Source organism: Filobacillus milosensis, from assembly GCF_004402015.1.
GTDB classification, from domain to species: domain Bacteria; phylum Bacillota; class Bacilli; order Bacillales; family Alkalibacillaceae; genus Filobacillus; species Filobacillus milosensis.
In genome coordinates, this window is record NZ_SOPW01000002.1 from 23,612 (window position 1) to 38,052 (window position 14,441).

Annotated in this window: 11 protein-coding genes and 1 riboswitch; all 11 genes read right to left on the reverse strand. The window is 36.9% G+C overall.

The annotated features are described in order from the left end of the window. Positions 1–10: 10 nt before the first annotated feature. Positions 11–1,282 (reverse strand): isocitrate lyase, encoded by a 1,272-nt coding sequence (aceA, locus tag E3U55_RS01825; protein WP_134338622.1) that lies wholly within the window; start codon positions 1,280–1,282, stop codon positions 11–13. Next, on the reverse strand, positions 1,279–2,844 hold the full coding sequence (gene aceB, locus E3U55_RS01830) for a malate synthase A (protein ID WP_134338623.1): 1,566 nt from the start codon (positions 2,842–2,844) through the stop codon (positions 1,279–1,281). The genes aceA and aceB overlap by 4 nt, the downstream gene beginning before the upstream one ends. Before the next feature lie 435 nt (positions 2,845–3,279). Then, on the reverse strand, positions 3,280–4,626 hold the full coding sequence (locus E3U55_RS01835; protein WP_134338624.1) for a sodium-dependent transporter: 1,347 nt from the start codon (positions 4,624–4,626) through the stop codon (positions 3,280–3,282). A 240-nt stretch (positions 4,627–4,866) separates the two neighbouring features. Continuing rightward, positions 4,867–6,429, reverse strand: coding sequence for a Na+/H+ antiporter NhaC family protein (locus E3U55_RS01840; protein WP_134338625.1), 1,563 nt, complete (start codon positions 6,427–6,429; stop codon positions 4,867–4,869). An 87-nt stretch (positions 6,430–6,516) separates the two neighbouring features. Further along, positions 6,517–6,687, reverse strand: a riboswitch (Lysine riboswitch). A gap of 54 nt (positions 6,688–6,741) precedes the next feature. Beyond that, positions 6,742–7,542 (reverse strand): sporulation protein YunB, encoded by an 801-nt coding sequence (yunB, locus tag E3U55_RS01845; protein WP_134338626.1) that lies wholly within the window; start codon positions 7,540–7,542, stop codon positions 6,742–6,744. A 52-nt stretch (positions 7,543–7,594) separates the two neighbouring features. Beyond that, complete coding sequence (locus E3U55_RS01850) at positions 7,595–8,692, reverse strand: HD-GYP domain-containing protein (protein ID WP_134338627.1); 1,098 nt, start codon at positions 8,690–8,692, stop codon at positions 7,595–7,597. Between the two features lie 68 nt (positions 8,693–8,760). Then, positions 8,761–9,066: a YunC family protein gene (locus tag E3U55_RS01855; RefSeq protein ID WP_134338628.1), complete on the reverse strand. Its 306-nt coding sequence runs from the start codon at positions 9,064–9,066 to the stop codon at positions 8,761–8,763. 60 nt (positions 9,067–9,126) lie between these two features. Then, positions 9,127–10,506, reverse strand: a complete 1,380-nt coding sequence (locus tag E3U55_RS01860; RefSeq protein ID WP_134338629.1) for a bifunctional metallophosphatase/5'-nucleotidase — start codon at positions 10,504–10,506, stop codon at positions 9,127–9,129. A gap of 25 nt (positions 10,507–10,531) precedes the next feature. Beyond that, positions 10,532–11,353, reverse strand: coding sequence for a sulfite exporter TauE/SafE family protein (locus E3U55_RS01865; protein ID WP_134338630.1), 822 nt, complete (start codon positions 11,351–11,353; stop codon positions 10,532–10,534). Between the two features lie 255 nt (positions 11,354–11,608). Beyond that, the gene (locus tag E3U55_RS01870; protein ID WP_134338631.1) at positions 11,609–12,649 is read right to left on the reverse strand and encodes a zinc-binding dehydrogenase; all 1,041 of its coding nucleotides are present in this window, start codon (positions 12,647–12,649) and stop codon (positions 11,609–11,611) included. Positions 12,650–13,015: 366 nt separating this feature from the next. Beyond that, positions 13,016–14,413 (reverse strand): Fe-S cluster assembly protein SufB, encoded by a 1,398-nt coding sequence (gene sufB / locus E3U55_RS01875; RefSeq protein WP_134338632.1) that lies wholly within the window; start codon positions 14,411–14,413, stop codon positions 13,016–13,018. Positions 14,414–14,441 lie beyond the last annotated feature (28 nt).

A 14,441-nucleotide genomic window follows, 5' to 3' on the forward strand; every position in this document is an offset into this window, starting at 1 on the left:
TAATCATGTCTTAAAATTGTTCCACCTCTGTTGAACCGGTCAAAGCTGTTGTTGAAGATGTTCCTCCACTGATCACTTGAGCAACTTCATCAAAGTAACCAGTCCCCGCTTCACGCTGGTGTCTCGTTGCGGTATAACCAAATTCCTCACTACCAAATTCAGCCTGTTGAAGTTCAGAGTATGCTGCCATTCCATGATCACGATATTTTCTAGCTAGTTCGAACATGCTATGGTTTAAGGCGTGGAATCCAGCAAGCGTTACAAACTGGAACTTATACCCCATCGCCCCCAGCTCTTGTTGGAAGTGTGCAATCTCCTGATCTGATAATTTCTTCTTCCAGTTAAACGATGGTGAACAGTTATAAGCTAACATTTTATTCGGGTATTTCTCGTGAATAGCCTCTGCAAAACGTCTTGCTTCTTCAAGGTTTGGTTCTGCCGTCTCGCACCATACTAAATCAGCATAAGGTGCATAAGCAAGCCCCCTTGCAATCGCTTGTTCCAACCCGGGATGTGTGCGATAAAAACCCTCTGCCGTTCGTTCACCAGTTATAAAAGGTTCATCATAAGGGTCCACATCACTTGTGATTAAGTCAGCTGCATTCGCATCTGTACGAGCAATAATTAATGTCGGTGTTCCCATCACATCTGATGCTAATCGAGCTGAGATTAAATTCCTCACAGCTGTTTGAGTTGGAAGTAACACTTTACCACCCATATGACCACACTTTTTCTCTGAAGCTAATTGGTCCTCAAAATGAACAGCTGATGCACCCGCTTCAATCATCCCTTTCATCAGTTCAAACACATTTAGCTGTCCCCCAAAACCAGCTTCAGCATCAGCCACGATTGGAGCAAACCAATCAACTGAATCATCACCTTCCGCGTGGTGAATCTGGTCGGCTCTTTGTAGTGCCTGGTTGATGCGCTTTACGACACTAGGGACACTGTTAGCTGGATATAAGCTCTGGTCAGGATACATTTGACCGGAAAGGTTCGCATCAGCAGCCACCTGCCACCCACTTAAGTAAATGGCTTTCAAGCCTGCTTTCACCTGCTGTACCGCTTGGTTGCCTGTTAATGCGCCTAACGCATTTACATAATCTTCATTCTTTAACAAGCGCCATAATTTTTCTGAGCCTTTACATGCCAAAGTATACTCAATATCTATAGATCCCTTTAACCGATCAACTTCTTCAGCTGAATAAGGTCTCTCAACACCTTGCCACCGTTCATTAGTTTTCCAGTCTTGTTTAATAAGGTCAACACGATTTTGACTCATTTCACCATTCCCCCTTGAACTAAATAGTTATACGCTGGTATTGTTAAAAACTCTTCAAAATGATCTTTTTTCACTAAATCTATGAAAAGCTTTGTTGATTCTGGGTACTGCTCTTTCAATTCTTTTGTTATACTTTCTTCAACTAATTCCATGGTTACTTCCCGCCCATCTTCCAATCTGCCATTTGGATGATGAACCCATTGCCATAGTTGTGCTCTCGATATCTCAGCTGTTGCGGCATCCTCCATTAGATGATTAAGCGGGACCGCTCCACGTCCATTCAACCAAGCAGCAATATATTGTACACCTACTGAAATATTGGTTTGTAAGCCTTCCGCTGTGATTTTTCCTGTAGGTACTTCTAGTAAATCATCTTTTGTTATATTTAACTCGAGCTGACGATCAATCTGATTTGAGGTCGGCATATTACTATTAAAAATATCTTTTACTAAGTTAATCATTCCAGGATGAGCGACCCAAGTGCCGTCATAACCATCTTTCACTTCTCGCTCTTTATCTTTTCGGACTTTTTCAAAAGCAAACCGGTTCGCTGCATCGTCACCCTTAACTGGAATTTGAGCCGCCATCCCACCGATTGCTGGTGCATTTCGCTTATGACACGTTTGAATGGTTAATAGCGAATAAGCTCTCATGAACGGGGATTCCATCGTCACTGTTGCACGATCTGGTAAAACGAATTCGGGGTGGCGGTGAAATTTCTTTATATAACTAAAAATATAATCCCACCTTCCGCAGTTTAACCCGGCAGAATGTTCTTTAAGTTCATATAAAATTTCATCCATCTCGAATGCGGCTGTTATCGTTTCAATTAAGACAGTTGCTTTTATAGTCCCTTGTGGAATATCTAATTGATCTTGCGCAAATACGAAAACATCATTCCACAATCTAGCTTCTTTGTGATTTTCTAATTTAGGTAAATAAAAGTAAGGTCCGCTACCATTTTCGATTAATCGGTTGGCATTGTGATAGAAATAAAGTCCAAAATCAAAGAGGCTACCTGAAATCGATTCACCATCTATTAAAAAATGTTGTTCTTCTAAATGCCAACCTCTAGGGCGTACCATCAACACAGCAGGCTCTCCAACTAATCGATACTCTTTTCCATTATCAGCTGTAAAATCAATTTCTTGCCGTACAGCATCTTTCAAATTAAGTTGACCATTGATCATATTTTCCCAAGTTGGCGAGGATGCGTCTTCAAAGTCTGCCATAAACGTTTTTGCACCAGAATTCAATGCATTAATAATCATTTTCCGATCAACTGGACCTGTGATTTCCACTTGACGATCCAACAAATCTTCAGGTAGTGAATCAATCGTCCAATTACCTTCTCTAATATGTTGAGTTTCAGGTAAGAAATCCAAATTAGGCATGTCATTAAGCTCTTCTTGTTTTGTTAAACGAGTTGCCAACAAGTCTTTGCGTCTCTGATTAAAATGGCGATGCAAATCATAAAGAAATTCGATCGCTTCTTCAGTTAATATTTCTTCTCCTCTCTCTACAAACGTTGAAATCTCAATGCCTTCTTGTTTTTTAATCAATAGTTCTTCACTCCCACTCTGTTATAAAACAAACATTAAATTATATGTTGTTATATAACAACATATACAAAAAATTAATCTTCCTTTTTAGAAAGACAATGTTCACACTCTAAAACCGGTACACGCTCATCTATTGGTTTTCCACATTCCGGACACACATGTTTAATCACGGATATCACCCTCTCTGTATTAAAACAATAACTTTACTTTATTACTGTTATAAAACAGTTTATGTTTTAATCCAGAAAAGTGCAACAGTTTTCAGATATTTTTTGAAATTTTGTATTAGTTTTAAATGTATAAAAAATAGAGGGGAGTCTTAAACTCTCGGGCGGATAGGAATGCTGATTTCGCAGATACCAGGACTAAGTCCAATTGAGGATAAATTAAAAAAGCAGCCTATCCATTAACAGATAGGCTACTTACCTTAAGGTTTTAAGCAAGAAAATCATTATAGAAGTTAATGATTAATAAGATCAAGATCCATGCTGGAGCAATTACTCTTACGAACCATAACCAAAGAATTCCGAAGATAGATTCCCCGAAACCAGTCTCTCTAAGTGCGTCAATTTTCTTCCATCTCCATCCAACGAATAGAGAAGTAATCATACCTCCAAGAAGTAATGTGTACTCAGCAGTTAATAAATCGATCGCATCTAAGAAAGAGTTATCGAATATTGTGAATGTAACTGGTCCACCTTGTGATAATGCTGATGGAACACCAAATAGTGTTACAACAATACCCGCTACAAGTGTTGCAGTCTTACGATTCCACTTAAGTTTTCTCATTAGGAAGGCTACGTTAACTTCTAATAGAGAAATCGCAGAAGTTAGTGCCGCAACCGCTACTAAGAAGAAGAAGAGAATCGCTACAAAAGTTCCTGCTCCACCCATTAAGTTAAATACTTCTGGTAATGAAACGAAAATTAATCCAGGACCTGCAGAAGGATCAATACCAAATGTAAATACAATTGGGAAAATCACGATACCAGCAATGATTGCGAATAATGTATCGAATGTCACAATTGTACCAGCTGCTGAAGATAATTTTTCTTCTTTTCCTAAATAACTTGCATAAGTAATCATCGCACCCATACCAAGTGATAAAGTAAAGAATGCTTGCCCAACAGCGGCAGCATATACATCAAAGTTACCAAATGCTGACCAGTCAGGTGCAAATAAGAAATTCATTGCTTCTCCTGCACCATCTAAAGTTAAACTGTAGATCGCTAAAAGAACTAAAATAAGTGCTAATAAAGGCATAAATATTTTGTTTGCAATTTCGATACCTTTTTTAATACCAAAGAATACAATTGCAATTACGATTGCCATAAATAAGAACTGCCAGAAAATAGGTCCTGCTGTTCCACTGATAAATCCACCGAAGAAATCACCAACGCCACCTTCTTCGACACTTTGTGCTGCACCAGTTAAGTAACTGTATAAGAAATAAACAATCCAACCGGCGATTACACCATAGAAAGATAAAATTAAGAATGCAGATAAAACACCTAAGAAACCACCTAAACTCCAAAAGCCACCTGCTCCAGAATTATGGTAAGACTGAATTGCATCAGATTGACCTTTACGACCAACTGAAAACTCGGCCATTAGTACAGGTAGTCCGATAAGTAAAATACATGCAACATAGATAATTAAGAATGCTGCTCCCCCGCTGTCTCCAGCAAGATAAGAGAAACGCCAGATATTACCTAGTCCAACTGCTGAACCTACTGCTGCCAGAATAAACCCCAGCTTACTGGCCCACTGTTCACGTTCCATATAATTTTCCTCCCCATATAGTTATTTAGTAAAGTATATGACAAGTTGTAATATGTAATGTTTTAATTTTTTATTTTTTCTGAATAATTACAACTTGTACAACTTGTATTATATATATAGCTACATGAAGTGTCAAAGTATTTTTAATATTTACATAATGTGACAACGATACCAAACATTTCTCATACACAAAAAAAGAGACACAATCTCCTCAATGGAATGTGTCTCTTTTATATAACATTAATTCGGCAAACGACTTTTAATTAAATAAGCTAGTAAGACTAATACACCAATTGTTACCAGTAAACCTACAAGCATTGATGATGTTAATGCAAATAGTAAATAACCGAAAATTGATGCAAGTGCAGCTAGTAACGCATATGGAATTTGTGTTAATACGTGATCAATATGGTTCGATCCTGCACCAGTTGATGATAATACGGATGTATCAGAAATTGGTGAACAGTGATCTCCAAATACTGAACCAGCTAATACTGCAGCAAGTGAAGCGACAAAGAAGTCTGGATCGATTAAGGCTGCAATTTCACCAGCTATAGGTAACATCATTCCAAAAGTTCCCCAAGATGTTCCTGTTGCAAACGCCATGAGTCCAGAAATGATAAAAATAATTAACGGTAAATATGCAATGCTAATGTTCCAACTTTTAACTGCTTCTGCTAAATAAGTACCCGTACCAATGCCATCAATAATACTTACAATCATCCATGCTAATACAAGAATATATATAGCAGGCAGCATAGCTTTGATTCCTTCCCAAATTACACGGAAGAAATTCGTTTTTTCGCCAGATTGTATTAAATAAAATAACATGCCTGTTAAAACTGAAAGTACGCCACCTAATACTAACGAATAGTTAACATTTGTATTCGCAAATATAGATACTGCTGTCACTTCACCCTCTGTCGCTTGTACGCCTGTTACAATCATTGAGGTTACAGTAGCAACTACCAACACCAAAATTGGAATAATTAAGTGATAAATGCGACCATTGTTATTTTCGTGAACATCGTCTTGTAAATCACCTGGCACATCTGAATTCAAAGGATCAATCAATTCACCTGTATCCTGTGCACGAACTTCATGTTCTCTCATTGACCCGAAGTCTAAACGCATTTTAATCACTAAAAAGACAAGGATAATAGCTGCAATAGCGTAATAGTTCATAGGAATGGTTCCTATAAAAGTGTTAAATGCTGAAAAACCTGATAATTGCTCTTGAAGTTTGTCAGTCGCAATAATTCCACCAATCGTACCAATAATGTAAGCACCCCAACTAGAAATAGGTGTTAAGACGGTAACTGGCGCAGACGTTGAATCGATGAGATAAGCTAATTTAGCTCTGGAAACTTTATGGCGATCTGTAATAGGGCGCGAAACTTGACCAATTGTTAAGCTATTAAAATAATCATCAATAAAAATAGCAAGACCTGATAAACCAGCAGTGTATTGTGAGCCTTCTCGTGTTTTAACTCGATTAATAGCCCAATTCCCAAATGCTTTTGCACCACCTGTTGCAGTTAAAAAAGCGATTAAAATTCCTAAAAGTAATAAGAACGCTATTAATTGAATACTCCAAACTCCCCATTCTCCACCTGAATAGAAAATTTCTTGAAATGAAAGCCAAACAGTCTTCGCAGTGTTAACTGCATCAAAGCTTTCTATCATTAAAGCTCCGACAATAATTCCGACACCTAATGAAATTAATACTTTTCTTGTTAAAAGAACAAGTATTATCATAACGAGTGGTGGAATTAACGAATATATTGTACCGACGAAATCCATACAACATTCCTCCTTAAAATTATTCTTTACAAAATAAAAAAAGTAATGATAGAGAAATCTACCATTACTTTACACGCTGGTTATTTCTCGATCAGTAGCACCCCGCTCTTAACGCGAGAGTATATACCTTCTTCAGATACACACCAACATTCATTTTTCTGACTAAAATGAATGCTTCGGCAAATAACCCTTTCATGTACAATCTACGTTGTCATCCTCTTGCACATTACTAATGTTAGTTGCACCTCTACCTCATCGATTGATAAGGTTATCTAGTTGTTAATTTTACTATGTTAATATAGCACAGAATTATTATTCTTGTAAACTACGTTTTTGAGATTCACTGTAAGGAATTGAGATATCAGCACCATTTCCACCATTACTATAAAAGTTTGGTACTAGCCCCTGTATGACTCGTGTGTCGACAGGAATTCTTGTTACGACTTCAGTTGTTTTAGTTGAAAATGGAATGACAATTTGCACATTAACCTTTACTTCGATCTCGATATTAATCATGGCATTATTTATTCCATACTCTTGAACGTCTGTAATAAAATCTGGTTGTACCTCACCAATCACACTAAAATGTACAGGTACTTTCGGTCCTAAATTGGCCAGTAATGCATTACCTGTAGCTTGACCAATCGGAATCTCGACTAAAGCTTCATTATTAACTGTCTCATCTTCCTCAATAATCTGTTCCTCTTCATCCAAATCAAAATCTAATGAATCTCCAATCGGGCGTTCTCCTCGTTCCAAGCGTTTTAAATAGTTCTGAACACGAAAGGTAGCATTACGAATAACAGTATTGACAACAACAGAATTCCAGCCCATTGAAACGATATTTCCATCTTCATTCTTTTCAACTTGTATTAATTCATCAACATCTAATTGTTGAACAATACGTTTACTCACCGCTTCATTAATCGCTTCACGAGCATATTGCCCCGTTAGTCTTTCAGCAATATCAATTAACGTCGGCTCTATCCCTTTATTTATAATCCAAACTGAAAAGATAATAGAAACGAAAAAACTCACCAAAGTTAACATTAATATTTGACTAAATGTTTTTGGTTTTCTTTTCATTGGTCTTTTACGATATGTCAGGCGCATTAGAAAACCCCCTCGAGACATTTTATGTCCAAGGGGGTTATGATATGTACAATTAAGCAGGGGTTGTATTACAATCTGTGATGACAACTGAAAGAGATTTAGATAAATCTAATTCATAAATCTGACTCACATGAATTTCATGATCTTCTTCTTCTAAAACTCGTATGATTGGTCTATCTGGTAAGCTCGTTTGTTTAACAATAATTCCTCTTCTTCCATCACTTAATTCAACATAGGCACCATTAGGGTAGATTGAAATATGTTTTCTAAATAATTCTATATACTTCTGTGAAAATTGCGAATCACTACCAGAATATAAAATTTCTAACCCTTCATGTGGTAAGAAAGCATTTCGATAAACACGGTTGGAAGTGACCGCATCAAAGACATCAGATACGGCCATTATTTTTGCATACTCATGGATATTAGGCTCTCTTAAACCTAACGGGTAACCACTACCATCTAATCGTTCATGGTGCTGGTATGCACAATAGGCAACATTTGGAGGTAAGTGTTTAAATTGTTTTAGTGTTTCGTAACCGTAAGTCGTATGTTCTTTAACAACTTCAAATTCGATATTAGTTAACTTACCTGGTTTATTGATAATATTCTTTGGAACTTTCATCTTACCAATATCATGAAGCATGGAACCAATGCCAATTTCTTCAGTCTGTCTATTGGTAAATCCTAGTTCTTTTGCGAGTACTAATGTGTAGACAGTCACATTAACAGAATGGTTATACAAATAATCATCGAACATAAAAATATCAGACATGATCGAAATTATTTCTTCGTGTCCGTTAACTACATCAATAATTTCGCCGACCGTCCCTTGAATATCATTAATCGACTTTTCAAGAACATATTGCTGGTGTTTATTTTTATTAAATTCATCAAACACTTTGAATGTCTGGCGAATTTTAGATATAGCTTCTATTCTTAATTCTTGATCAATTAAGTTTTGAGGAACAATATCTTCGGATAATGTATCTTCAATAAATACATATAGAAAATCGAAATCCTTTAGACGCCTAATCAATCTTTCAGTAAAGATGACTTCTTTCTGAAGTAATATTCTTCCATATGAATCAATTATAGGTTTAGCTAATTGATCGCCTGGTCTAAGTGCATCTATATTGACTGCTTTCATTAATTTTTCCCCTTAATCCATTTTTTACTATCAACTATCATATCGGTTTCTAGAGATCTTTTCAATGTCTATTTCAAACGCAGAAGTGCATTTTTACCACTCATGCCCTCTTCCCAACCATACTTTTCTTTAGAATAATCCGTTACTTTTTGAAGTGGAGCATATAATAATTCATCTAATGACCTTACACCTACAGCTCTGCCTGCCACAATATGACGGTCTTTTAATTTTTCATTAAGTAAGTCAACATCTAAAGCACCACACATGATATATCCAATATCATTAGAAACCACTAATAAATCTGTTTTAGGTAATTCAACATGAACAAAAGTGAACGCAACGTCATCAATCCAAATTGGTTCTACATGTACCATTTCTCATCCTCCTTCTCATATACCGTATGAAAAGGAAGAAAAGAAGTGCCTGTCAAACCCTTATTTTAAGGTAGATAGGCACTCCTCTAATAAGTCCCTTAAAAACTCAGGTAAGTAATAATGTTTTTCTTTAACCGATGAGATCGGAGGAACTAACCACGGGAATGAAAAGGTATCTGCAGTTGCAATCGTGTACTTTTGTTTAGAGTTAACTTTTTCCCCATTAACAAACACAGTTTCCACATATTTAGAATCCTCATGATAATCAATGGTTAGGTTGGAATAAACCATCTTCCCAATCTTTTTGCCACGAAATCCTAAGCCCTTTAATTCAAAATGGATAAATCGCTCTTGTTCTAACATTCTTACTGTTTCAATGAGCTCTTTTCCTGTCAGCACCATGGTACAAGGGTTCATTGGGTGTGGGCAGCTTCTATGGACATCCAGTTTAGTGACTGGTCCATCTTCAAATCCATGGAGTAGTACACCTGAATTCAGCATTGCACAGTCAGAATTTGTCCATTCACGGAGTGTACTGACAAATGTTTTCATAAGTGGTGTTTCTTTTAACCAGTCAATTGGATATGGCTGAGTAAGATTCGTTATAACTTGACCTAATTTTTCATTAGCTTTTTGCTCAAGTTTGCTTAATAATTGATTCGTTTCTTTTTCATCAGGCTCATGTTCTACAGGAATGGCAAAAGCCTCTTTACCACAGATATGTTGTTCTAGATGATTATACTCTAATACTATTTCACCATAATAATGGCCATGTTTTCCGACTGCTGTTAAGAGTGTATTATTTATTAATTGGCCCTGTTTGATTAAGTGGTGGGTGTGACCACCAATGATCACATCAACATCAAACTCTTCAGCTATTTGTTCATCCATACTATAGCCTAGATGGGATAATAAAATGACAACATCACACTGCTCACGAACTTCTGGTAATAACTCTCTTAATGTATCCATTGGGTGAAATGTTTGCCACCCCAACTTATTATAAAAAGCTTCAAATGGTGCAGTGAGCCCAATAATACCAACCTTAATCCCAGAAGACACCTGATAAATATCATATGGTTTTAACCATGAGGGGTTGTCCTCATTTTTAAGGTTGATGTTTGCACAAACCACATCAAATTGAGCTTCATCATATAAGTGAAATAGCTTGTCTGAAGGTAAAGTAATTCCTTCATTGTTTCCAAGTGTACATACATTAAATCCTGAATGGTTTAACAGTTCTATATTACTTTCACCCAAAGTTGCTTCTGTAACGGGATGTGACCGGTCCAGATGATCACCATTATCCAGCAGCATATAAAACTCGTTGTTCTTTTTATTTTTATCTATCTTTTTATTAATGTCATTCATAATCTTAGGCCAATTTTCAAAATGACTATGTAAATCGCTTGTAAAATAAAAGTATAGCGCTTCCTTCATACTCCATCTCCTTCATATCTAGCGATTACAAAATTAACCGTACTCCAATTATAATCATTAAAAGTCTTAATATCCATTCTAGAATATTGCTATTTAATCTTTGGTTCAGTTTAGCGCCTAATACACCGCCTATCCACGCACCAGGAACGGCCATAATTGCATATTCCCAAATGACATGTCCAGCAAACACATGAGCACCTGTTGAGAAGATGCTTGAGACGAAAATCATAAACATCGAAGTTGGGGCTGCAATGTGGGCTGGAAAGCTAAAAAATAATATCATCGCAGTAACCATTAAAGATCCGCCACCAATTCCAAACAACCCTGAAATCAGTCCAACAAAAAAGGAAATAATTAAGCCTAATACAACTGAAAATGAATATACGACGGTTTCATTATTTATTTCAAACTGACGATGAACATAAAACTTTTTCTGAGATAGATCTTTATTTTGAGCATGTTTTAATAGTTTATCTTTTACAAAAAATAAACTTGCCAACAATAACATTAATATACCAAAATAGAGTTCAAAGCTTTCTATATCTACATAATTATTTAGCCACACACCTACTAATGCTCCAGGAATACTACCTATTAGAAATATGAGTCCACTATGTATATCTACTCGTTTGTTTTTCAAATATGTAAGAGTGGATGACAACCCTGTAAAAATCATAATCAATAAAGACATTGCTACAACATTTTGCGGTGTCACCCAAGTGAATGAGTCTAATACTTTAGATAAAAAGAGTAATGAAGGCACAAAAATAAGCCCTCCACCTAAGCCAACCAGACTTCCCATAAAAGCACTGGCCAAACCAATGATGAGCATTAATACCATTAACATGATGCATCCCCCGATCCTTTTCTTTTAATATAACATTAGCATAATCTTTTAACTTTAAATAGGGAGTGATTTAGTTTAAAATACTACAATTCCCCATAAATTAAATATTTTCCCCATATAATAAAAAAATTCCCCATAAAAAATTTAAAATCCCCATAAATAAAAATAAATCCCCATAAACACATACAATTTCCCCATAAAAAAAGAAAAGCTATAGAAATTTAGCTTTTCTCAAGGTCGGCTCCTATTTATAAACTATTCTTCAGGTAGCAAAACTATTTTTCCTAATTTACCCTTATTTTTAAAGTATACTTGAGCTTCTTTAGCTTTATTTAATGGAAAGGTTTTATCTATGACGGGCTTAATTTTCCCCTCAGATATGGCATTAAGCATATCTTGGAACTCTTCTCTCGTGCCTAACACAGACCCATACATCGTAATATGTTTTAAATACAAAGTTCTAAAATCAAGATTAGTCTTTTGACCACCCGCCGAACCAGATATGCAGAACTTACCTCCTTTTTTGAGAACGTGAAGTGATGTCGCGAACAAAGCATCCCCTACAACATCTAATACTGAGTCGATTGGTCCTCCATTCACTTCTAAAATTTCTTCGGCAAGATTATCGGATTTATAAGATAACACATGGGTGGCCCCTAGCTCTTTCATTCGCTCCCTAGCATCTAAATCGCCAATAATTGCAATGACCTTAGCACCAAATACTTTGGATGCAATTTGAACATTTAATGATCCGACACCACCGTTTGCTCCAGTTACCATAACAGTCTCCCCAGGTTGAACCTGAATTTGGTTGACCATATGCCAGGCTGTTAACCCACTAACTGAAAAAACTGCGCTTTCTTTATAACTAGAGAGAGGCATATCAAAACATAGTTCTGCAGGCCAAACTACATACTCAGCATAACCTCCGTCATATTCTGAACCAATAAAAGACATATCCTCAGAAATATGCTCGTACCCTTCTTCTCCACTTGAGGTAAAAGGAAATAAAACAACATCTTTACCTACCATAGATTCTTCTACTGATTTTCCGACTTTTACGATCTCGCCTGTTATGTCAGAACCAGGTATACGTGGGAACTGTACCCCTTCTGGTCGCCAGCCAGATTTAGAGCCTGTACCGTATGCCCCTTCTCGCATCCAAATTTCTGTATTATTAATAGCGCAGGCCTTCACTTTTATAAGTACTTCATTTTTTTTAGGTTCAGGTATAGGAATTTCAACGACTTTTAGTTGATCAACATCTCCATAGCCAGTTACTTGTACCGCCTTCACAATATCATTCCTTTTATGTTAGTAATATTATTTATTAGAAACGTAAATAACAAAACTTATTATTCCTCACTCTGACTTTTGTAGTCAAAAAGTACAATTAGTTCTGTTAAAGTACGTTGTTGATATTATGATTCGCTTTCGGTGGACGCTTTCCGCGGGCACGGCTCGAGCCTCCTCGGCAGAAAGGCACTGCCTGTGGGGTCTCGAGACTCGTGCTGTTCCCGCAGGAGTCGCCACCTTCGCTCATCACAATTCAACAACTCATTCTACACCAATAATTGATATCAACATCGTACTTTATCAACACACTTCAATTACATAAAAAAACCCTTACCACTAACATATAGTGATAAGGGTTAAGTTTTATTATCCGATTGAACCTTCCATTTCGAACTTGATTAAGCGGTTCATTTCTACCGCGTATTCCATTGGAAGTTCTTTTGTGAATGGCTCGATGAAGCCCATTACGATCATTTCTGTAGCTTCTTCTTCAGAAATACCGCGGCTCATCAAGTAGAATAACTGTTCTTCAGAAACCTTAGATACCTTAGCTTCGTGCTCTAATGAGATATTCTCATTAAGAACTTCGTTGTAAGGGATTGTATCTGATGTTGATTCGTTATCCATGATTAATGTGTCACATTCGATGTTCGAACGTGCACCGTCAGCTTTTTTACCAAAGTGTACGATACCACGATACGTTACTTTACCACCTTGTTTAGAGATGGATTTTGAAACGATTGTAGATGACGTATTTGGTGCCAGGTGGTGCATTTTCGCACCGGCATCCTGGTGCTGACCTTTACCTGCTAAGGCGATAGATAGTGTCATACCACGTGCACCTTCGCCTTTTAGTAGCACTGCTGGATATTTCATTGTCAGCTTAGAGCCTAAGTTACCGTCAACCCATTCCATCGTCGCATTAGCGTCTGCTGAAGCACGTTTAGTAACCAGGTTATAAACGTTGTTTGCCCAGTTCTGGATGGTTGTGTAACGGCAGTAAGCGTCTTTCTTAACAAAGATTTCAACAACTGCACTGTGTAGTGAGTTTGATGAATAAACTGGAGCTGTACAACCTTCAACATAGTGTACTGAAGCACCTTCATCAACAATAATTAGCGTACGCTCGAACTGACCCATATTTTCAGAGTTAATACGGAAATACGCTTGTAATGGTGTTTCAACCTTTGTATTCTTCGGTACGTAGATGAATGATCCACCTGACCATACCGCAGTGTTTAATGCTGAGAATTTGTTATCAGAAGCTGGGATTAGCTTTCCAAAGTATTCTTTAACTAACTCTTCGTTTTCTCTAAGAGCTGTATCTGTGTCTTTGAAAACAACTCCCATATCCTCTAAATCTTTTTCCATGTTGTGATAAACCACTTCTGATTCATACTGTGCAGAAACACCTGCAAGATATTTCTGTTCAGCTTCTGGAATACCTAAACGATCAAATGTTTGTTTAATCTCATCAGGTACTTCATCCCAAGAACGTTGTGTACGTTCAGAAGGTTTTACATAATAAGTGATTTCATCAAAATCTAACTCAGCTAAGTCACCGCCCCATTGAGGCATTGGTTTGCTATAGAATTTTTCTAAAGCTTTAAGACGGTATTCTAACATCCATTCAGGTTCTTCTTTACGGTCTGAAATTTCACGTACGACTTTTTCAGTTAGGCCTCTTTCCGTACGGAAAATGGATACGTCACGATCATGGAAGCCATACTTGTAATCGCCTACTTCTGGTGCCTTTTTAGCCATGTGATACCCCTCCTTTAAATAATTAGGG